Raw genomic sequence first — 19,485 nt, 5'->3', positions numbered from 1 at the left:
GACGAGGACGGGGTGCGCGCGCTGAGCTGTCGCTTCGTGGGGGCCACAGCGACATCTCAGAGGGGCTACCGGCGAGTAGCCCGTGCGGGATCGGGATTCTGAACGTGGTCAATCCGGCATGGATGCGGAAAAGAGGCGTTCCTGACGTACGTTTAAGGGGTGGACGTTTGCTGCGACCTCTGTGACGCGCGCGCCACCAATGACTTGAGACCCTGACCCTTCGACGATGGAGAGAATTTCCTATGCCCACCCCCCGCCAAAAGCTCACTGCTCCTCCGCGCCTGCCCCGGAACGGACTGCGCATCACCGCCCTCGGCGGTCTCGGTGAGGTCGGCCGCAACATGACGGTGTTCGAGCACGCCGGCAAGCTCCTGATCGTCGACTGCGGCGTGCTCTTCCCCGAGGAGCACCAGCCCGGCATCGACGTGATCCTGCCGGACTTCACCTCGATCCGCGACCGTCTCGACGACATCGAGGCGATCGTCCTGACCCACGGTCACGAGGACCACATCGGCGGCGTGCCGTACCTGCTCAAGGAGCGGGGCGACATCCCCCTGATCGGCTCCGAGCTGACCCTGGCCTTCATCACCGCGAAGCTCAAGGAGCATCGCATCACCCCCAAGACCCTCCAGGTCGAAGCGGGCCAGAAGCATAAGGCCGGTTCGTTCGACCTCGAGTTCGTCGCGGTCAACCACTCGATCCCCGATGCGCTGGCCGTCATGATCCGCACCAAGGCGGGCAGCGTGCTGCACACCGGTGACTTCAAGATGGATCAGTTCCCGCTGGACGGCCGCATCACCGACCTGCGCGCCTTCTCGCGCCTGGGCGAGGAGGGTGTGGACCTCTTCCTCACCGACTCCACCAACGCCGAGGTCCCCGGCTTCACGATGTCCGAGCGTGACCTCAACCCGGCCATCGACCAGGTGTTCACCACCTCGCCGCGTCGGATCATCGTCTCGAGCTTCGCCAGCCACGTGCACCGCATCCAGCAGGTGCTCAACGCCGCCCACGCCAACGGCCGCAAGGTCGCCTTCGTCGGCCGCTCCATGGTGCGCAACATGGGGATCGCCCGCGATCTCGGCTACCTGACCATCCCCAAGGGACTGGTCGTCGACTTCCGCAAGATCCAGTCGATGCCCGATCACAAGGTCACCCTGATCTGCACCGGCTCGCAGGGCGAGCCGATGGCGGCGCTGGCCCGTATGGCCAACGGCGATCACCAGATCCAGGTCGGCGAGGGCGACACCGTGCTGATGGCCAGCTCGCTGATCCCCGGCAACGAGAACGCGATCTACGGGATCATCAACAAGCTCACCGATCTCGGCGCGAACATCGTCCACAAGGGCAACGCGAAGGTCCACGTCTCCGGCCACGCGAGCGCCGGCGAGCTCGTGTACTGCTACAACATCGTGCGTCCGAAGAACGTGATGCCGGTGCACGGTGAGTCCAAGCACCTGCACGCCAACGCCGAGCTGGCCCGCCGCACCGGCGTGCCGGAGGATCACATCGTCATCGCACAGGACGGCTACACCGTCGACCTGATCGACGGTCACGCGAAGATCTCCGGCAAGGTCGAGGCCGGGCTGGTCTACGTCGACGGCCAGACCATCGGTGCCGCGACCGAGGACACGCTCGCAGAGCGCCGTCTGCTCAGCGGCGGCGGTGTGGTCACCGTGGTGGCCCTCATCGACCCTGACACGTACCAGCCGGTCGAGCCCGTCGAGTTCATGACCAAGGGCTTCGTGCACGACAAGCGCACCTTCGACGGTGCATCGACCCAGGTCAACAAGGCGCTCGCCCGCGCCAAGCAGGACAAGATCGAGGACATCGGCGCGATCGAGAACATCATCGTGGACACCGTCAGCGGCTACCTGCGCCGCACCTACCGTCGCGAGCCCGCCGTCATGGCCGTGGTGGTCGACGCCTGATCGGCGGACGTCCTACCGAAGGCCCCTCCGGCCCGGCCTCGCTGCGGCCGCCGGAGGGGCCTTCGGCGATACTGAGTGCATGACTGGACCAGCACTGCAGCTTCTGGTGGGAGGCCTCTCCCGAGAGCAGCTGCGGGAGCGGCTGGCAGCGTCGGCGGTGCAGCTCAATGCGTATGCGGAGACCCTGCTCGCGCGCCCCTGTTTCGACGAGCGGGCGCCGGAGGCCATCACGGTCGCTCAGTGCCGGGTCGAGGACCTGGGCCTTCCGGAGGGCGGCACTCTTTCCGAGGTCATCGCTGCGTCGCTGCGGCAGGAATTCGAGCTCTGCCCGCAGGACACGGGTCCCTACCTGAGGCTGGCGATGGCATCTCAGTCTCCGGCGCCGGATTCGGTGCTCTCCGCGGGACGCCTCCCGACCGGAGCGCTCCACGTGCTCTCCGTCCCGCTGGGCGCGGACCATGACGACCCCAAGGGCTTCTACCTGCGGGTGGTCGACGGGGTGTCATGGCTGCGTGGGTTCCGCTGCGATGACGACTATGTCTGGGCACCGGAGAGCGTGATCGCGCTGCGCGGGGCCGACGGGAGCTGAGCGGCGGGAGCCGATCGACATCGCCCGTGCAGCAACAGCCAGTCCTCCCGCGTCAGGTCAGTAGGGTGGCTCGGGCTCTGCGGCCGGGACCGGACGCGGCATCGGTGCCGGATCAGCGTCCTGGAGGAGTCCGCGATGCCGTGCGTCCTCCCAGGCGAGCATCTCCTGATAGACGTCCCAGGAGTGCTGGAGAGCCTTGGCGAGCACGGGCGTGAGCAGATCGTGGTTCTGGCGTGCGTGGATGCGGGTATGTCCGCCGATGATCCAGGTGGTGCTCCCATCTGGTTCGCGCACGGGGTCGATGAGGCCGCGAGTCTTCATGTCGTGGTGTTTCCAGCACAATCGGTGAAGATTGTCGATCTCGGTCTGTCCGCCATTCTCGGGGTTTTCGTGATCGTATTCTTCGATATGGTCGGCTTCGCCGACGGTGCACACATTTCTGGTGCATCCGGGGACGGCACATACGGGATCGAGAAGGCGCAGATGCTCCTGCATCGTGGGGGTCGGCGAGTATCGCGACGGCGGCAGGGGGAGAAACGCGCCTGTGGAGGGCTCGGTAAGTATCCGGTACCAGGTGTCTTCGCCGGCCGCGAGGTGGCGGGCCATCACGGCGGGCAGCGGAACCGTCCCGTCGATCGTCCCCGGAGCCTCTGATTCGCCGAGCAGAGTCATCACCGGGACGACGACGTTCAGTCGGAGCCGACTCCCCGGGACCTCGATCCCTCCGGTGTCGAGCATGCTGCGGGTGAGGATCGCGTACCGCAGCTCCGCGAGGGTCAGGTGGTGACCGTCGCGGCTGGCATCGCCATCGATGTCGAACGGCACGGGGCGGCTGTCCTCGAGCGCGCGGCGCTGCTCGTTCTGGACCGCACGCGCGGCGGCGTCGAGGCGGTGGGAGAGGGCGACGATCTCGTGGACCGGCCCGGTGATTCCGAGCCGGGCGGTGCCATCATGCTCGGGATTCACCTCGAGGGCGACGTCACGCTGTTCGGCAGGGCTGGCCTGCACTGCAGCAGATCCGAACCAGGCGATCAGCTTCCCGAGCTCTCGGGAGAAGCGATCACAGCTGATGTTCTCGAGGTCCCAGTCCGCCACACGCTCATCGACCTGCCAACACTGATCGGAGGTGAGGCGACGAATGCGGCGCAGCAGCTGCTCGAACCAGGCGACAGGGAGGTGCCCAGCGGCGAGACGCGCGAGGGTGCGAGGGAGAGAGGTGACGGCAGTGCAGGCATCCCGAAGCAGTGACCGAGCCTGATCAAGGGTGACCCGCCGCGCATCGGCGACGAGGATCGCGTAGGTGTCGCCGTCATCATCCGTGTCGACCGTGTCATCCCAGAGCATCGCGAGCTTCCGCAGCCGGCCCGCGTAGTCGCGAGCCTCATCATGATGGGTCGCGAAGAGTTCCTGCGCGGCGTGGTCCTCGAAGGAGCCCGGCTCGCACCAGGCGTGTGCGGCGAAGTTCTCCGGGTTCAGCGGCTTGCGGGCGCGAACCGTCGGGCGGGGAGCCTCTGCATCAGTGGCGATCGGAGTATCGGAGGCAGGCTCGTGGGACGGCCGTATCTCCATGCTCGAAGACATCCTGCCACCCCCTTCTCGATCGCTTCTCAGTATTTCGGATCAGTGTATTCGACGCCTGCTCTCTCCATCTTATTTTACGCCACTTGCCCTCTCTTCGCCAGGGACGGAACCCTATTGGTGGATATTGTGGATAACTATCATGTGTGGAGGAGAGGTGTGGTCCGGAAACGACACGATGGGACGGAAGGGAATGTGGATAACCCTGTCGTGGGGAGGAACGGTGACTGCTGGCGAGAAGGGGTACGGGCCGACGGCGGACGGGGCCGACGGCGGACAGGGCCGACGAGCTCACTGCCGTGGGGGAGCGGGGCTGCACGCCCGCTGACGTCATGGCCGGGCTCACTGCGCCGTCCGGCTCGCCTGACCTGCCCCGCATGTCCGGAGCGAGACAATGGTGAGCATGACCCAGCATGTCGACTCACGCTCCGCAGCGGGGCAGCCCTTCCGGGGAGATCTTCCCTTCCGCGTGGTCGCCGTGGTCTGGGTGATTATCGGAGGGCTCATCGCGGCGGTGACGAGACCGCTCGGGCTCGAGCACGGATCCTGGGCTGCAGCGTTCCTGGTGCTCGTCGGCGGCGTGCTGCAGTCAGGTCTCGGCGTCGCCCAGCACGCCCTCGCAGCGCCGCGGCCCTCGCCCGGAGTCCTTCGCGCCGAGCTGCTGACCTGGAACCTGGGGTGCCTCGCCGTGATCGCCGGGACGGTGCTCTCGTCGCCGTGGATCGTCGATGGTGGTGGGCTGCTGCTCGTGGTGACGATGGCGCTGATGATCCGCACCGTCGGCCGCGGTGCGACGGGCCCTTCCTGGGCGCTGTGGACCTATCGTGCGGTGCTCGTGCTGACCGTGGTCAGCATCCCGATCGGTCTTCTCCTCGCGCACGTGCGCGCCGGCTGAGCACGAGAGCTCAGCGCGGCTCCCAGGCCAGCACCGCCTCGACCAGCTGAGCGCCGGGCCGGGCGCCGTCCAGGTGCGGCAGCGGCTTCTCCAGGGACTCGAGCCACGCCTCATGGCCCGCCCGGCTGCGCCCGGTGAAGGTCGGATCGTCATACCGGCGCGCCCAGTTCCGGAACTCCTCCCAGGCGGTGCCGTCGAACTCCTGCCCCGCCCGACGGACCGCCTCGTGGGTCTCGAGCCTGCGCAGGCGCTCCGCCGGATCCAGAGTCAGGAACACGCCGGCATCGCACTGCTCCAGGACACTCTCGCCCCAGTCGAGCAGCGAGCCGGACAGCACCTGCGCCTCTCGCGGCAGGAGGAGGAGCTCACTGGTACGAGACGAACCAGGGCCGGGGCTCGACCTCGTAGGTCTCCTCCGGCGTGAACATCGGGGTGTCCTCATCGTAGAAGTTCTTCCACGCCATGAAGATCCCCTCCGGCAGGTCCTGCTGCAGGGCTCGCCAGGTCGCGAGCTTGTCCCCGGGGGCTCCGTGACCGTCGGCATGCAGCGTGATCGCCAGCTCCGGGTGGGAGGTGTCGATGTCCTGCCGGTCGCTGATCATGGACCGGCTGAACTGATGGAGGATCAGCAGCTTCTGCGGAAGGCTGTGCTCGGCGGTGAGAGCCGCCAGCCAGGAGGCGACCTCGTTCACCTCCGCTGCAGAGACCGAACCGATCTGCACGAGGTGTTTCTGGCCGGGCTTGAGCCGCCACTCCGCATCCAGGGCCAGGCCCACATGGGGTGCGAGCAGAAGGTCCTCGTAGAGCCGTGCCTGGGTGAGGAAGTCTGTCGTGCCGGGCTGCAGGTCCAGCACCACATAGACCCCGGCCTCGCCGGCCGCGTCGACCCACTCGCGCAGCAGCTCGAGATCGCGTTCGGTGGAGTAGTCACCATCGGCGCCCGGCTCGGCGGAGGCGATCGTGGTGATGATCTCGAAGGCAGGGATCACCGGCTCCTCGGTGAGACCCGCGTATTCCGCGGCGAGCTCCTGGACCCGGGTGATCGTCTCCTGCAGGCCCTGCTCGCCGAGGATTCCGAGCGAGGGGACGCCAGGGGAGCCGTAGGCGGCGATCATCCGCCGGTCCGGGAAGGCCGTGTGCCCGCCGCCGGGCAGCTGCGGGGTGCGGACGGTGCGCTCGAGGGCGGACGGCCAGTCGTCGGCCGCGCCGAAGCTCGCCCCGAGGGCGAGCACGCCGGTCGCCGGATCCTCGCCCGCCGCCTCCGTGACCGCGGCGATCGTCTCGCTGCTGCGGCCGAGCACCCCGCCGGGGATCTCGCCGATGCTGCCGCCGACGGCCTGGATGACGGCGGAGGCGAGGTCCTGTGCGGGAAGCGTCGCCTCCGGGTCCAGGAGCAGGGTCACCGCGACGCTCTGCCCGTGCCTGCTCAGCTCGGGCAGCTCCGGGTCATCCTGCTCCGCGGGATCGATCTCGACGATCTCCAGCCCGTCATCGAGCGCGCTGAGATCCGTGCCGTTGGCGGTCACCACGGCGACGGCCCCGAGCCGAGAGATCTCCTCGCCGACACCCTGGCCGGTGCCGACCAGCAGTGGCATGCCGGTGGAGGCGCTCACGGGGGCGAGCGCTGCGAGGGTCTGCGGGGTCGCGACCAGGACCGCATTGGCTGCCGTGAACAGGGCGGAGCTGAGGGTGAGCGCGGTCTGGACGAGATCCTCGCCGGGCAGCACGGTCGAGGCGGGGGCGGCGTCGACGACGTCGATGCGGAGCTGCCCCTCCTCCTTCTCGGTGCAGGCGCCGAGGGTGCCCGTCATCGCCAGGGCCGTGATCCCGACGACCCCCGCGAACCCTCGACGGCTCAGCACCGCTCGACGGCTCAGCACCGCTCGTCCCTGTCCTCGTGCCTTCACAGCATCACGCACCTTCTGTCGACAGCAGGCTCGCGGTCCATCCCTCGCCGGAATCCGCAGCCTGCGCCATGGTGTCAGACTTCCGTGGTCTCAGAATCCCGAGGTCTCAGACTTCCGCGCGCTGCGCAGGGCGGCGGCATTGAGCTCCACCGGCTCCATCCCGGTCAACCGGACGCTCACCACCCGGTTCCCGCAGCGCACCCGGTGCGTGCCCAACGCTCCCGGGCCCGTCGCGTGCAGCTGGAGCGAGGTGAGAGCGCCGTCGCTCCATGCCATGTCCACCGCGACGCCGGGCCGGGCGATCAGTCCGCGCATGGACCCGTCGGCCATCATCGGCGGCAGCGCCGGGAGCAGCTCGATCTCCCCGCGATGGCTCTGCAGCAGGCATTCGGCGAGGGCCGCGACGATGCCGAGATTCCCGTCGATCTGGAACGGCGGATGGGCGGAGAACAGGTTCGGGTAGAGGCCGCTGCGCTCGCCGTCGGCGGTCTCGGCGGGGCGCAGATACAGCTCGAGCAGGGCCTGCACCCGGTCCCCGCGATGCAGACGCGCCCAGAGGCACGCCTTCCACACCAGGGACCAGCCGGTGGCCTCGTCCCCGCGGGCCTCGAGGGAACGGGTCACGGCCTGCTCCAGGCGCGGGTCCACCGGGTCATTGCCGGGGTAGAGGAAGCCCAGGTGGGAGACGTGCCGGTGATGCGGCTCGGCCTCCACGAGGCCATCGCGGTGCCACTCGAGCACCCTCTCGTCGGCCCCGATCCGCGGGCCCGGCACCAGGGCGAGCGCCGACCTGGCGCGCTGCACCACCGGATCCTGCTCCTGGCCCAGCAGCGCCGCGGCCTCCAGCAGATGCTGGGCGGTCTCGTGCAGCAGCCACCGATCCATCCCGGTGCCCTCGCTGAGGCTGACCGGGGTGCCCTTCTCGGTGAGCCAGAGGTTCTCCGGGGAGGTGGACGGGAAGGTGGCCAGATGGCCGTCGGCGCTGTCGTGGAGCAGGCAGAGCGCGAAGGCGACCGCCTCCCGCAGCGCCGGGAAGCGATCTCGGGCGATCTCGGCCGCGTCGCGCCCGCTGAAACTCGCGAGGGAGTCCAGCTCCCGCTCGAGCCAGAGCCCGCCCATCGGCCACGTCGACCAGGAGGGCTCGCCCCGCACCGGATCGGTGTACCCCCAGGGATCGGAGTTGTGATGCACCGTCCAGCCGTCGGCCCCGTAGAGCCGGCGCGCGGTCTCCTGCCCGGCGGTGCGCAGCATCGCGACGTACTGCTCGAGCGCCGCCGTGGCGTCCGGCACCTGGGCGACGCCGGCCGCCCAATGATTCATCTCGAGATTGATGTTCACCGTAAAGTTCGAGGACCAGGGCGCCTCGAGGCGCGTGTTCCACAGCCCCTGCAGGTTCGCGGGCGGGAGCCCGGGCCGCGAGGCGGAGGCCAGCAGGTGGCGGCCGTAGGCGAAGCTGGTCGCGAGCAGCTCCGCCTCGGGGGAGCCGCTCAGCGTGAGCGCGACCTCGCCGGCACCCGGGAGCGGGGCGGCCCGGTGGCGCCGCCGCAGCTCCTCCGCGCCGCGGGCGAGAGCGGTCTCCGCCTGCGCCGACGCTTCGTCGAGGACCTCCTGCACGTCCCGGTCCGGAGCCTGCCCGAGGCCCTGCCAGGTGGTGACCACCGCGCAGACCAGCAGGAGGCGCCCGTGCTGCGCCTGCCAGCGCACCACGACTGCGGCACGGCTCGCTCCGGTGCTCTCCCAGGCGATCTCCTTCTCCCGCCGGAACTGTCCGGCGGGGATGTCCGACGGGGCGCGCAGCAGCACCGTGAGCCCGCCTTTGTGAGCGTCACGACGCTCCTCGACCAGCGGGGAGGAGAACTCCAGGGACGGGACCGCCCCGTCGGGACAGGGAGCGAAGTGCACGAGGACCTCGTCGGCCCGGCTGACGAAGCTCAGGTGCTCCCCGGACTCAGCCTGCACTCGGTGCTCGGCATGCTCGAGGTCCAGGATCCGCTCGGCAGGCATGTCGGTGCCGGGGAGGCCCTCGAGGCGCACGAACAGGTCACCGACCGGCAGATACGCCTGAGACCAGGAGGCACCCAGGCGCTCGATCTCCCGCTGGGCCGCCGGCACGTCGCCGTTCTCGAACAGGGTGCGGGAGCGCGCAAGGGCCGCCCCGGCCTCGCGGCGACCGGTGCGGTGCGGGACATCCGTCTGCGGCCCGCCGGACCACAGCGTGGATTCGTTGAGCGAGAACCGGACGGCGCGGGGATCGCCCCAGAGCATCGCGCCGAGCCGACCGTTGCCCAGCGGGAGGGCCTCGAGCCAGCGCTCGGCGGGTCCCTGGCGGTGGAGGGCGAGGGTGGGGCTGCAGGCGGACGTCACGGGAGGCCTCTCGTCGGGCGGGGGAGGTGGCGGGGCTGCGTTGCCCTGGCACGCCGGGTCGATCGCCGCATCGCGGAAGACCCTACCTGCTTCCTACGGCGGTCCCTGGGACTTGAGCCATTGCTTGCCCGCTGTTGCCGTCACCGGGGAGTGCGCGGTGGGCAGGAGGCCGAGCGGGAGCGCCGGAGGACCGCGGCAGGACGCCAGTGATGGACAAGCGCTTGCCCAGGACGCCTCGACGTGCTTGACTGAGCACATAGGAAAGCGGTTGCCGTTCTGCATCGGAGCAGACGGCGGCCGGTCACACTCAAGGAGAGCACTCGCATGGCTACACGCAGGATCGGGATCATCGTCAACGGCGCCACCGGGCGGATGGGATATCGCCAGCACCTGGTGCGGTCCCTGCTCGCCATCCAGGAGCAGGGCGGGGTGGAGCTCACCAATGGTGATCGCCTGCTGCCGGACCTGCTGCTGGTGGGCCGCAACGAGGAGAAGCTGCGCACCGTCGCCGAACGCCACGGGCTGACGAAGTGGACCACCGACGTCGACGAGGCGCTCGCGAACCCCGACTACGAGGTCTACTTCGACGCGCTGGTGACGAACCTGCGGGTCGCGAACCTCAAGAAGGCCATCGCCGCCGGCAAGGCCATCTACACCGAGAAGCCCACCGCCGAGTCCTTCGAGGATGCGCTCGAGCTCGCGACGCTCGCGAAGGAGCACGGCACCGTCAACGGCGTCGTCCACGACAAGCTCTACCTGCCGGGCCTGCTGAAGCTGCGCCGCCTGATCGACTCCGGATTCTTCGGCGAGATCCTCTCGGTGCGCGGCGAGTTCGGCTACTGGGTCTACGAAGGTGACTGGCAGGATGCCCAGCGCCCCTCCTGGAACTACCGCTCCGAGGACGGCGGCGGCATCGTCGCGGACATGTTCCCCCACTGGAACTACGTCATCGAGGAGCTGTTCGGCCGCATCGAGGACGTCTACGCCCAGACCGCCACCCATATCGGGAAGCGATGGGATGAGCAGGGCCAGGAATACGTCGCCACGGCGGATGATGCCGCCTACGGCGTCTTCCGCCTCGAGGGCGGCACCGTGGTGCAGATGAACTCGAGCTGGGACGTGCGCGTCCACCGCGACGAGCTGGTCGAGTTCCAGGTCGACGGGACCAAGGGCAGCGCCGTCGTGGGCCTGCACGGCGCCCGCATCCAGCCGCGCGAGGCGACCCCCAAGCCGGTCTGGAACCCCGACGTCAAGGACGGTCACGACTACCGCGCCGACTGGATCGAGGTGCCGGACAACGAGCAGTTCGACAACGGCTTCAAGGTGCAGTGGGAGGACTTCCTCGCGCACTATGTCGAGGGCCGCGAGTACCCCTTCGACTTCCTCTCCGGTGCGCGCGGCGTGCGCCTGGCCGAGGTGGGCCTGACCAGCTCCGCCGAGGGCCGCCGGATCGCGCTCGATCCGCTGACGGAGGTGTGAGCGCCGTGAGCGACCTGCAGCTGACCCTGCTGGATGAGGACGGTGCCCTGCGCTCGATACCGCTCGCCGGCGCGCCCGCCTTCGCCACGCCGACCGCGCCGCTGCGCTCCCGCGTGGTCTATGCGGCGGTGCACGTGGTGCCGCAGGTGCACGGGGACAACACCCCCGGCGCCCCGGCGGACATCGATTGGGACGCGACCCTCGCCTTCCGGCGCACCATGTGGGCCCGCGGGCTCGGGGTGGCCGACGCGATGGACACCGCCCAGCGCAACATGGGCCTGGATCCGGTCGCCACCCGCGAGCTGATCACCCGCACCGCCGACGCCGCCCGCGCCGCGCTCGAGGATCCGGAGATCTCCGCCGTGTTCCCGACCGACGCCCGCGTGAGCGATCTGGTGGTCGCCGGCGTCAACACCGATCAGCGGAGCGAGCATGAGCTCAGCCTGGACGAGATCGTCCAGGCGTACATCGAGCAGCTCCGCGCCACCGAGGCCACCGGCGCCGGCGCGGTGCTGATGGCCAGCCGCCATCTCGCCCGCGCCGCCACCACGCCCGCGGAGTACGAGGACGTCTACCGCCGCGTGCTGGACGCGGCGACCGAGCCCGTCGTGCTGCACTGGCTGGGCACCGTCTTCGATCCGCAGCTGGAGGGCTACTTCGGCAGCGCCGACCCCGCCGTCGGGGCCGACACGCTGCTGCGCATCATCGAGGCGGACCCCGCGAAGATCCGCGGGGTGAAGATGAGCCTGCTGGACGACGCCGCCGAGATCGCGGTGCGCGAGCGGCTCCCCGAGGGCGTGCGCATGCTCACCGGGGACGACTTCCACTTCTCCCACCTCATCGTGGGCGATGGCACTTTCACCGCCGACTCCGGGGCAGAGCAGGTGCTCGGGAAGTACTCCGACGCCCTGCTGGGAGCCTTCGCCGCGACGGCTCCTGCCGCCTCGGCCGCGGTGCAGGCGCTGGATGCGGGCGACCCGGCCGAGGCCTCCCGGATCCTGGACGCCTCGGAGGAGCTGGGCCGACACATCTTCTCCGCCCCCACCTTCCATTACAAGACCGGGGTCGCGTTCCTGGCCTGGCTCAACGGCCACCAGCAGGCGTTCGTGATGGTGGGCGGAATGCACTCCGCCCGCAGCCTCCCGCACCTCTCGCGCACCATCGAGCTCGCCGCCGCCACCGGCAATCTCGAGCAGCCGGCGCTCGCCGCTGAGCGCTGGCACGGCATGCTGCGCCAGGCCGGCTACGAGATCGCGGCCGACGGAACCACCTCGAACGGAGAGCCCGCATGACCACCTCCCCCTCCCTCGCCACCTCGCCCTCCGTGCGGCGCGGCACCGGCACGCCGCGGCTGTCGCTGAACCGCTGGACCTTCCGCACCACGCCGCTGCAGGAGTTCCTCGAGGCCACCACCGCCCGAGGGATCGACGCGGTGGGCCTGTGGCGCCAGGACGTCGCCGAGGTGGGGCTGGACGCCCTGCGGCGAAGGGTCGACGATGCCGGGCTGCGCGTGAGCAGTCTGTGCCGCGGCGGCTTCCTCACCGCCTCCGCCGAGGCCGACCGGGCCGCGGCGCTGGCGGACAACCGCCGCGCGATCGACGAGACCGCCGCGCTCGGTGCACCCACCCTGGTGCTGGTGGTCGGCGGGGTGGACAAGGCGGACAAGGACCTCATCGGCGCCCGGGCCCGGGTCACCGAGGCGGTCGCCGAGCTCGCCCCCTATGCCGCCGAGCGCGGGGTGACGCTGTCCATCGAACCGCTGCACCCGATGTTCGCCGCGGACCGCGCCGTGGTCTCCACCCTCGACCAGGCCCTCGACATCGCCGAAGCCTCCGGCAGCCCCGCCGCCGGCGTCGTCGTGGACACCTATCACGTGTGGTGGGATCCCTACCTCGAGCGCGCCATCCAGCGCGCCGCGGCGTCGGATCGCCTGTTCAGCTACCAGGTGTGCGACTGGAACCTGCCGCTGGCCGCGGAGCCGCTGAACTCCCGCGGCTACATGGGCGACGGATTCATCGACTTCCCCTCGATCACCCGCATGATCACGGCCGCCGGCTACACCGGCGACATCGAGGTGGAGATCTTCAACGAGGACGTCTGGGCCACCCCGGCCGAGGAGTCCGCGAAGATCATCGCCGAGCGGTTCGAGCAGCTGGTCCTGCCGTACGCCTGAGCCATGACCTCACTCCTGCGCGAGGCCTGGGGCCTCGGGGTCGAGGCCGACGACGACTACGGCGTCGGCCCCGAGGCCGTGACCCGCGCCGCCCTGCCGCCGGAGCTGTCCCGCGCCCTGGACGGCGCCCGGGATCGGATCACCCTGCCGCGCCGGCCCGCGGAGCCGCTGCGGGCGGCGATGCTCGCCCCCGCGCTCGCCTCCGCCGCGGAGCCGCTGCCGTTCCCGCTGCTGAGCCAGTACGCGCGCTACTGGCGGGACGGGGTGCGCACCGAGTACGAGGACGAGGTGCGCCGCCTGGGCATCATGACCGGTGAGGCCGTGCTCGCCGCGCTGGCCACCGATGAGGAGCGCTGGATCGATCGTGCGGCCGACGGGCTGATGCTGCTGTGTGAGCTCTCGACGTGGTGCTGGGTCGCCCATGAGGAAGCCCATGACCTGCGCGGCTGGGTGGTTCCTGACCCGGATGCGCCCGTCGTCGACCTCGGTGCCGCACAGACGCTCCAGGTGATCGCCTGGGCGGACCTTGCGCTGGGCGAGGCCCTCGATGCCCGGGTGCCGGGGCTGCGCGAGCGCCTGCGGCACGCGGCGCGCCGGCGCGTGTTCGATCCGTACCTGGCGCGCCGCGACTGGCACTGGCTGCACGGGACCGCGCACAACTGGACCGGCTGGATCCACCAGCACCTGATCGCCGGCGCGCTGTTCCTGCTCGACGACGAAGCGGAGCGGGACAGGCGAGACGCGATCCTCGCCCTGTCGATCGCGCAGCTGGACCGCTATCTCGTCTCCTTCCCGGCGGACGGTGGCATCGACGAGGGGTTCTCCTACTTCTGGAACGGGGCCTCGCGACTGCTCGAGACCGTCGACCTGCTGCTCGTGGCCGCCGACGGGATGCTCGACGGTGCGGCGATCGCGGCTCTCCCGGTGGTCGGCCAGCTGCTGCGCTTCCCGCAGCGGATGGACCTCGGTGATGGGTGGTTCGTCAACGTCTCCGACGGTCCGGCCCGCCCGCCCGCGGAGCAGCCCTGGGACGTCCTGCATCGCTGGGGTCGACGGCTCGGCGCCGCCGACGTGATCGCGCAGTCCCTCGCCCACCGCGGGACCGGCGCCGTCCCGCCGGTGACGCCGGAGCTCGGTCTGGGTCGAGTGCTCACCGCCCTCGCCGATCAGCCATGGGTCGACGCCGTCGGCGAGGGGAACCCGCCGCCCTATCCCGCACTGACCTGGCTGCCCGAGGTGCAGCTGATGGTGGCCCGGGAACGCCACGGCGACCCCTCGGGCCTGGTCCTCGCCGCCAAGGGCGGCCACAACGATGAGGCGCACAACCACCTCGACGTCGGCTCCTACCTGATCGCGCTCGATGGCGCGCCGGTGCTGATCGATCTCGGCCAGCCCACCTACACCGCCCTCACCTTCACCGAGCGCCGCTACGAGATCTGGACGATGACCAGCTCCTGGCACAACCTGCCCGAGATCCGGGGGTACGGGCAGGGGGTGGGGGCGCAGTTCCGCGCTGTGCCCGTGGCGGAGCCGCTGAGCAGCCCGGGAGAGCGGCCCGACGGGAGCGGGGTCCGCCTCGCGCTCGAACTCGCCGCGGCCTACCCCGCGGAGGCCGGCGTGCGCTCCTACCTCCGGCGCATGGTGCTCGACCAGAGCTCCGGCGGAACCGCCGAGGCCAGGATCGAGGACTCCTGGCAGCTGGAGCCCGTGGACGACCGCCCGGCCACCCTGACGGACGACGTCACAGTCGCGTCCGACGTCCTGCTCCACCACGTGATCGCCGGGGAGGTCCTCGAGCATCGCTCCGGCCTCCTGAGGGTCCGGACGCTCTCCGGGGCGCTCGCCGAGATCCGGTGGGACGGGGCACTCGGCGCCGGGCGCCTGGAACGCCGCGCGATCGAGGACCCGCTGCTGTCCGCGTCATGGGGCGGCGCGGTGCATCGCCTGACGTTCGAGGCGCATGGCGCTGCGGCGACCCTCACCGTGCGGAGGCAGAGCACGCCGCGGAGCTGAGGTGGCGGCACGTCGCTGATCGGCCCTCACCCCCTCTGCGCATGCTCGCGCAGGTGCGCGGCGACCAGATCCGGCGCCTCCGCGACGCCGCGGAAGCCCGGGAAGGCGTTGACGTCGATGATCACCGGGCCCTCGGGGGTGCGCAGCACGTCGACCCCGCACAGGTGGGCATCGAGCACCCGGCCCACCTCGAGGGCCAGCTCCACCAGCTCGCCGTCCGGAGCGAACGGCTCGCCGGTGGTGACGTGGGCATGGGTCAGCGTCGAGGGCTTGAGCAGCCCCCGCACCGCGTCGCCGGCGAGGTAGAGCTTGTGGTCGATGTCCTCCGCCAGGAGGCGGGGTTCGATCAGGTAGGGGCCCGGGAACGGCGCCTCCGCGGGCAGCGTGCCGAGGGTGCCGGCGAGGACCTGGCTGCCGCGTCCCGGCCCGGACAGCGCCTTGACCACGACCTCCCGGTCGCGGCCGGACTCGAGGACTGCCCGCCAGTCGTCCTGCTCCTCGGCTGGGGGCAGCGGGAGTCCCGCCGCGAGCAGGTGACCGCGCCATGCCCGTCGGTCGCGCAGCGCCTCATCGGCCGCGAAGGGTGTGCACAGGGGGATCCCGCGCTCGTGGATCGCCTCCAGCAGCGGGGTCAGCGTGGTGTGCAGTCCGCGATGGACCACGAGGTCCCGGTCGCTCAGCACCTCGGGGTCCACGCTCTGCTCGTGGGGGAGCAGCACCTCGACCCGGTCGCCGTGGGCGGCCAGGTTCTCGGCGACCTCGGCGAGGAGCGAGCCCGGCTTCGGCGGTTTCCCGAGCAGCAGACTGAGATGTGCGGCCATGCCCCAGTCTCGCTGAGAGCGACGCCGGAGAGGCCGGAATCAGGAAAGCGCGGAGGGCGCCTGGCCCCACACCTTCGCCACCAGGAACGGAGGGAGGCTGAACCCGATCGCGATGGTGAGCGAGGCGAGCATCCACAACGGGGAGACCGCGATGATCGCGGCCGGGGAGAACGGTGCGGTGTAGGAAAGCGGGAGATCGAGCCCGTCACCGGGCGAACGGTCAGCCTCTGCCACCGTGGCGACTACGGGACCGGACACGGCTGGTCGGCGGCGCACTCGGTGGCGTGGAACACGGACACCGCCGGCACCCCGAGTCGCTGTACGAGGCACAGCTGCACGACCGGCTGCGGTGAGCTGCACTGCGGCGAGCTGCACTGGAGTGAGCTGACCTGCGGTGAGCTGACCTGCGCGGAGCGGGCGGCGGGGTGGCCCGGGTCGACACCGGCCCGGATTCCCGCCGTCGGCCGGGCGGTCAGACGGCGCTGGAGAGCGCCGTGGATTCGCCAAGCATCACATCGCCGCGCACATGCACCTCGCGGGGGCGGTCCGCCGAGGGGGTGTCCTCCGGTGCCGCCGATACGAGCGCCCACTCCACGGCCTGCCGCGCCATCTCGGCCAGCGGCAGCGCGATGGTGGTCAGGGTCGGGTTGGCGTCGGCCGCATCAGGCACCCCGCCGAAGCCGGCGATCGAGACCTGGCCGGGCACCTCCACGCCGCGGCGGCGCAGCTCGCCGAGTGCACCGAGCGCCATGACATCCGCCGGGGCGAAGACGCACAGCGGCGAGTCCGCCGGGCCGGGCGCGGTGAGCAGATGGTCGTGGATCCGTTCGGCGAGCCGGTGGCCGCCGTCTCGGGTGAGATCCGCGGCGGTGCTCAGCTCCGGCTCGATCCCGGCTTCGGTGAGCGCGGCGACGAAGCCGCCGGTGCGGTCTCCGGCCGACGGGATCCCGGCGATGCCCTCGACCACGGCGAAGCGTCGATGGCCCTCGACGACCAGGGCCGTGGCCAGCTCATGGGAGGCTGCGGCGTTGTCCGTCACGATGGTGCGGCCCACGCCGAGGGACTGGCCCAGGCCCACCACCTTGCCGCCGTTGCGCTCGAAGCCCTGGAGCAGGGCTCCGATGGCGGCGTCGGACTCGGTGCCGTAGCGGTGCGAGCCCACCAGCACCAGCGCATCGACCTGCTGGGCGAGCAGGGAGCGCAGCGCCCTGATCTCGGTCTCGAGCTCACGATCGGTCTGGGTGAGCAGCACCTGCGACTGCGAGGCGAACACCTGCTGCTGGACCTCGCGGGCGATGGTCGAGAAGTAGGGATCGGCGATGTCGTGCACCACCAGGCCGATCAGGCCGGAGCGAGACCGTGCGAGCGCCTGCGCCTGGGCATTGGCGACATAGCCGAGCTTCTCGGCGGAGGCCTGCACCTTCTCGGCGACGGCCTTCCCCGGCACGCGGGTGGAGCCGTTGAGCACACGGGAGGCGGTGGCCAGGGAGACCCCGGCGTCCTGGGCGACGTCGCTGAGGCGTACGGCGGGCATCGGGACTCCTTCTTCTGCTGAGGGTCGGTGAGGTTCGGTGTGGGTCGGTGGGGGTCGGGAAACGCTGTCCCCGCATCGGGTCAGCATATCGAGGCCATGCGCCGCGCGACGGCGTACGGCAGAGGATGAGGGGCGTGATCTTCCCCGTGCGGCGTCAGGCTGAGTTGTCGGAGGGAGCTGCCGGACGGGGCTGTCGCCCGGAGCGGTCAGTCGGGCGCTCAGGCCGAGACGTCGCGGCGGGAGGGGTCGACCGGATAGCGCGGCGGCTCCCCGGCGCCGAGGCGGCGGATCTCCTCGAGCGCCGCCTCGCCCATCCGATGCAGCTCATTGCCCTGCGAGCCGGCGATGTGCGGGGTGATCGTGGCCAGCGGGGCATCCCAGAGCGGGTCGTCGTCGGCGAGATCGTCGTGCACATCGAGCACCGCGGCCAGACGCCCGGAGACCACCTCGTCGCGCAGCGCGTCCAGGTCCACCAGGGCGGGCCGGGCGGTGTTGACGAAGGTGGTGCCGTCCCGCATCAGCGCGAGCAGCTCACGGCTGACCATGCCGCGGGTGGAGGGGACATCCGGTGCATGGAGGCTCACCACATCACTGCGCGAGTACAGCTCCTCCGGATCCACCTTGGTCGCACCCAGCTTCGTGATCGTCGCGGCGTCGGCGAAGGGGTCGGTGATCAGCACCTCGAGATCGAAAGGTCGCAGGTGCTCGGCCACCAGCACCCCGATGCGGGAGGCGCCGATGAGGCCGACGACGCCGCCGTAGTTCCCGATCTCGGGGGCGGAACGGGCTGCGGGGTGCGCCGCATGATGGCCCCGGTAACGGTGCTCCTGAGCGAGGGAACGCTTCCCCGCCAGCAGGATCTGGGCGAGCGCGAACTCCGCGACCGGTATCGCGTTCACCTCCGTGGCCGAGGTGACCACCACATCTCCCCGGTCCCAGACGGCATCGGTGACGACATGGCGCACCGTCCCGGCGGTGTGGACGATCGCCCGCAGCCGCGGCATGCGCGCCAGTGCGGCGGCGTCGACGGGGCCGGAGCCCCAGCCGGTGATCAGCACCTCCACCTCCGCGAGCTCCGCCTCGGAGGCGTCCGCGAGGTCCGGGACCGCGCGCGCCGTGTCGACCTCGGCCAGCTCGCGCAGGCGTGCCAGCTGGGCGGCGTCGAGCATCCGCTGCGGCAGGCCGGCGGGCATCGCCAGCAGGGCCCTCATCGTGCGGCCTCCGCGCCAGCCGCGATCAGCCGACGCAGGGTGTCCGCCTCGCGGCGCAGCAGGGCCGGGTCGTCCCCGGGGATGAACTCGAGCAGCGCATCGCGGTCCGAGCCGTCTGCGGCGAGGGTCGCGAAGACGTCCTGCCACAGCTCGGTCCGCTGGGAGAGGGGGAGACGCTCGTTCGTGGGCCACCAGGAGAACACGTGGATCGTGGAGGTGCGGGGGAGCACCTGCCGGAGCGTCTCGAGAGCCTCCGCCGCGGCCATCCCCTGATGGGGCTGCCAGTAGGAGAGCACGGTGGCGCGGTCGATCTCCTCGAGCAGGTGCAGGGTCGAGCCGATCTCATCGGTCAGCGTGCGGCCATGGAACTCGAGGCCGACGTCGATGCCGTGCTCCGCCGCACGGTCGGCGAACGCCTGGATTCTCTGGAAGATCTGGGCCCGCCCGGCGGCGGGGACGTCGGCGGAGCCGGTGCGCCCCGCCCACACCCGGATCCGGGCGGCGCCGAGCTCACGGGCGGTGGTGATCACCGCGTCGCCCTCCGCGCGGGTGTTGTCCTCGGATCCCTCGAAGCGCAGGTAGGAGCCGTAGGACGCGACGGCGAGCCCCGCCTGTTCGGTGAGCTCCCGGGCGCGTCGCGCCGCGGCGGCGTCGCCGGGCGGGACATGCGCGTCCCCGGCCCATTCGATGCACTCGAGCCCGGCGGCCCGGGCATGGCCGACGACGGCCTCGACGTCGAGGCCGCGGAAGGTGACGGAGCAGAGTCCGGGGCGGATCATGGGCCCTCCTGGGCGGAAGAGACGTCCTGGGCGGAAGGGACGTGGGCGGAAGGGGCGTGGGGGAAAGCGATTGCCCTCGGTGGGAGTCTATCTGCTCGGCGGCAGGGATCGGCGACCCTGTGCCACAGGCCGTCCGGCAGATCGGCGCACCTCGCACGAGGCTCTACCTGCCTGCACGCCCTGCCTGCACACCCCGCCTGAACATGAGAGGTCT

Annotated in this window: 16 protein-coding genes; 7 read left to right on the top strand and 9 right to left on the bottom strand. The window is 70.8% G+C overall.

The window, feature by feature from the left end; genetic code table 11:
• Positions 1 to 242 precede the first annotated feature (242 nt).
• Entirely contained in the window at positions 243 to 1,928 is a 1,686-nt protein-coding gene (locus Q0937_RS09520; protein WP_299302925.1) for a ribonuclease J, read from the top strand.
• Positions 1,929 to 2,007: 79 nt separating this feature from the next.
• Positions 2,008 to 2,517, top strand: coding sequence for a hypothetical protein (locus Q0937_RS09515; protein WP_299302923.1), 510 nt, complete (start codon positions 2,008 to 2,010; stop codon positions 2,515 to 2,517).
• A gap of 57 nt (positions 2,518 to 2,574) precedes the next feature.
• On the opposite strand, the gene Q0937_RS09510 is transcribed toward Q0937_RS09515, so the two are convergent.
• On the bottom strand, positions 2,575 to 4,086 hold the full coding sequence (locus Q0937_RS09510; protein ID WP_299302920.1) for an HNH endonuclease signature motif containing protein: 1,512 nt from the start codon (positions 4,084 to 4,086) through the stop codon (positions 2,575 to 2,577).
• A gap of 412 nt (positions 4,087 to 4,498) precedes the next feature.
• On the opposite strand from Q0937_RS09510, the gene Q0937_RS09505 reads away from it, so the two are divergent.
• Positions 4,499 to 4,990, top strand: a complete 492-nt coding sequence (locus tag Q0937_RS09505; protein WP_299302917.1) for a hypothetical protein — start codon at positions 4,499 to 4,501, stop codon at positions 4,988 to 4,990.
• A gap of 10 nt (positions 4,991 to 5,000) precedes the next feature.
• On the opposite strand, the gene Q0937_RS09500 is transcribed toward Q0937_RS09505, so the two are convergent.
• The 3 genes from Q0937_RS09500 to Q0937_RS09490 form a co-directional block, all read right to left on the bottom strand.
• Positions 5,001 to 5,327 carry a hypothetical protein gene (locus tag Q0937_RS09500; protein WP_299302914.1) on the bottom strand — a complete coding sequence of 109 codons (327 nt, stop codon included), beginning with the start codon at positions 5,325 to 5,327 and terminating at the stop codon, positions 5,001 to 5,003.
• A gap of 28 nt (positions 5,328 to 5,355) precedes the next feature.
• Positions 5,356 to 6,897, bottom strand: coding sequence for a hypothetical protein (locus tag Q0937_RS09495; RefSeq protein ID WP_299302911.1), 1,542 nt, complete (start codon positions 6,895 to 6,897; stop codon positions 5,356 to 5,358).
• Positions 6,898 to 6,987: 90 nt separating this feature from the next.
• Positions 6,988 to 9,261, bottom strand: coding sequence for a glycosyl hydrolase family 95 catalytic domain-containing protein (locus tag Q0937_RS09490; RefSeq protein ID WP_299302908.1), 2,274 nt, complete (start codon positions 9,259 to 9,261; stop codon positions 6,988 to 6,990).
• A gap of 324 nt (positions 9,262 to 9,585) precedes the next feature.
• Between Q0937_RS09490 and Q0937_RS09485 the strand changes: the two genes are divergently transcribed.
• The 4 genes from Q0937_RS09485 to Q0937_RS09470 are packed head-to-tail and all read left to right on the top strand — an operon-like array spanning position 9,586 to position 14,926.
• The gene (locus Q0937_RS09485) at positions 9,586 to 10,740 is read left to right on the top strand and encodes a Gfo/Idh/MocA family protein (protein WP_299302905.1); all 1,155 of its coding nucleotides are present in this window, start codon (positions 9,586 to 9,588) and stop codon (positions 10,738 to 10,740) included.
• A 5-nt stretch (positions 10,741 to 10,745) separates the two neighbouring features.
• On the top strand, positions 10,746 to 12,032 hold the full coding sequence (locus Q0937_RS09480) for a DUF993 family protein (protein ID WP_299302902.1): 1,287 nt from the start codon (positions 10,746 to 10,748) through the stop codon (positions 12,030 to 12,032).
• The gene (locus tag Q0937_RS09475; protein WP_299302899.1) at positions 12,029 to 12,913 is read left to right on the top strand and encodes a sugar phosphate isomerase/epimerase; all 885 of its coding nucleotides are present in this window, start codon (positions 12,029 to 12,031) and stop codon (positions 12,911 to 12,913) included. The genes Q0937_RS09480 and Q0937_RS09475 overlap by 4 nt, the downstream gene beginning before the upstream one ends.
• Before the next feature lie 3 nt (positions 12,914 to 12,916).
• Positions 12,917 to 14,926, top strand: a complete 2,010-nt coding sequence (locus tag Q0937_RS09470) for a heparinase II/III family protein (protein WP_299302897.1) — start codon at positions 12,917 to 12,919, stop codon at positions 14,924 to 14,926.
• A 26-nt stretch (positions 14,927 to 14,952) separates the two neighbouring features.
• Here Q0937_RS09470 and Q0937_RS09465 read toward each other — a convergent pair whose 3' ends face one another.
• From Q0937_RS09465 to Q0937_RS09445, 5 genes are all read right to left on the bottom strand, one after another.
• Positions 14,953 to 15,747, bottom strand: a complete 795-nt coding sequence (locus Q0937_RS09465; protein ID WP_299302894.1) for a RimK family alpha-L-glutamate ligase — start codon at positions 15,745 to 15,747, stop codon at positions 14,953 to 14,955.
• Between the two features lie 39 nt (positions 15,748 to 15,786).
• A complete protein-coding gene (locus Q0937_RS09460) occupies positions 15,787 to 15,981 on the bottom strand; it encodes a hypothetical protein (protein ID WP_299302891.1) in 195 nt (64 codons plus the stop codon).
• Positions 15,982 to 16,219: 238 nt separating this feature from the next.
• Positions 16,220 to 17,281: a LacI family DNA-binding transcriptional regulator gene (locus Q0937_RS09455; RefSeq protein WP_299302888.1), complete on the bottom strand. Its 1,062-nt coding sequence runs from the start codon at positions 17,279 to 17,281 to the stop codon at positions 16,220 to 16,222.
• 218 nt (positions 17,282 to 17,499) lie between these two features.
• Positions 17,500 to 18,492, bottom strand: coding sequence for a hydroxyacid dehydrogenase (locus Q0937_RS09450; RefSeq protein WP_299302885.1), 993 nt, complete (start codon positions 18,490 to 18,492; stop codon positions 17,500 to 17,502).
• Entirely contained in the window at positions 18,489 to 19,271 is a 783-nt protein-coding gene (locus tag Q0937_RS09445; RefSeq protein ID WP_299302882.1) for a sugar phosphate isomerase/epimerase, read from the bottom strand. Before Q0937_RS09445 ends, Q0937_RS09450 begins: the two co-directional genes overlap by 4 nt.
• Positions 19,272 to 19,485 lie beyond the last annotated feature (214 nt).

The organism is uncultured Brachybacterium sp. (assembly GCF_947500705.1).
GTDB lineage: Bacteria > Actinomycetota > Actinomycetes > Actinomycetales > Dermabacteraceae > Brachybacterium.
Note: the sequence above shows the minus strand (reverse complement) of the source record. Positions and strands in the feature narration are given on the sequence as shown.

Excerpts from the sequence above, each read along its gene's own strand:
- Q0937_RS09515 (WP_299302923.1), top strand. The coding sequence starts at position 2,008 with ATGACTGGACCAGCACTGCAGCTTCTGGTGGGAGGCCTCTCCCGAGAG.
- Q0937_RS09470 (WP_299302897.1), top strand. The coding sequence starts at position 12,917 with ATGACCTCACTCCTGCGCGAGGCCTGGGGCCTCGGGGTCGAGGCCGAC.
- Q0937_RS09520 (WP_299302925.1), top strand. The coding sequence starts at position 243 with ATGCCCACCCCCCGCCAAAAGCTCACTGCTCCTCCGCGCCTGCCCCGG.
- Q0937_RS09455 (WP_299302888.1), bottom strand. The coding sequence starts at position 17,281 with ATGCCCGCCGTACGCCTCAGCGACGTCGCCCAGGACGCCGGGGTCTCC.
- Q0937_RS09450 (WP_299302885.1), bottom strand. The coding sequence starts at position 18,492 with ATGAGGGCCCTGCTGGCGATGCCCGCCGGCCTGCCGCAGCGGATGCTC.
- Q0937_RS09465 (WP_299302894.1), bottom strand. The coding sequence starts at position 15,747 with ATGGCCGCACATCTCAGTCTGCTGCTCGGGAAACCGCCGAAGCCGGGC.
- Q0937_RS09475 (WP_299302899.1), top strand. The coding sequence starts at position 12,029 with ATGACCACCTCCCCCTCCCTCGCCACCTCGCCCTCCGTGCGGCGCGGC.
- Q0937_RS09505 (WP_299302917.1), top strand. The coding sequence starts at position 4,499 with ATGACCCAGCATGTCGACTCACGCTCCGCAGCGGGGCAGCCCTTCCGG.
- Q0937_RS09510 (WP_299302920.1), bottom strand. The coding sequence starts at position 4,086 with ATGGAGATACGGCCGTCCCACGAGCCTGCCTCCGATACTCCGATCGCC.
- Q0937_RS09485 (WP_299302905.1), top strand. The coding sequence starts at position 9,586 with ATGGCTACACGCAGGATCGGGATCATCGTCAACGGCGCCACCGGGCGG.
- Q0937_RS09445 (WP_299302882.1), bottom strand. The coding sequence starts at position 19,271 with ATGATCCGCCCCGGACTCTGCTCCGTCACCTTCCGCGGCCTCGACGTC.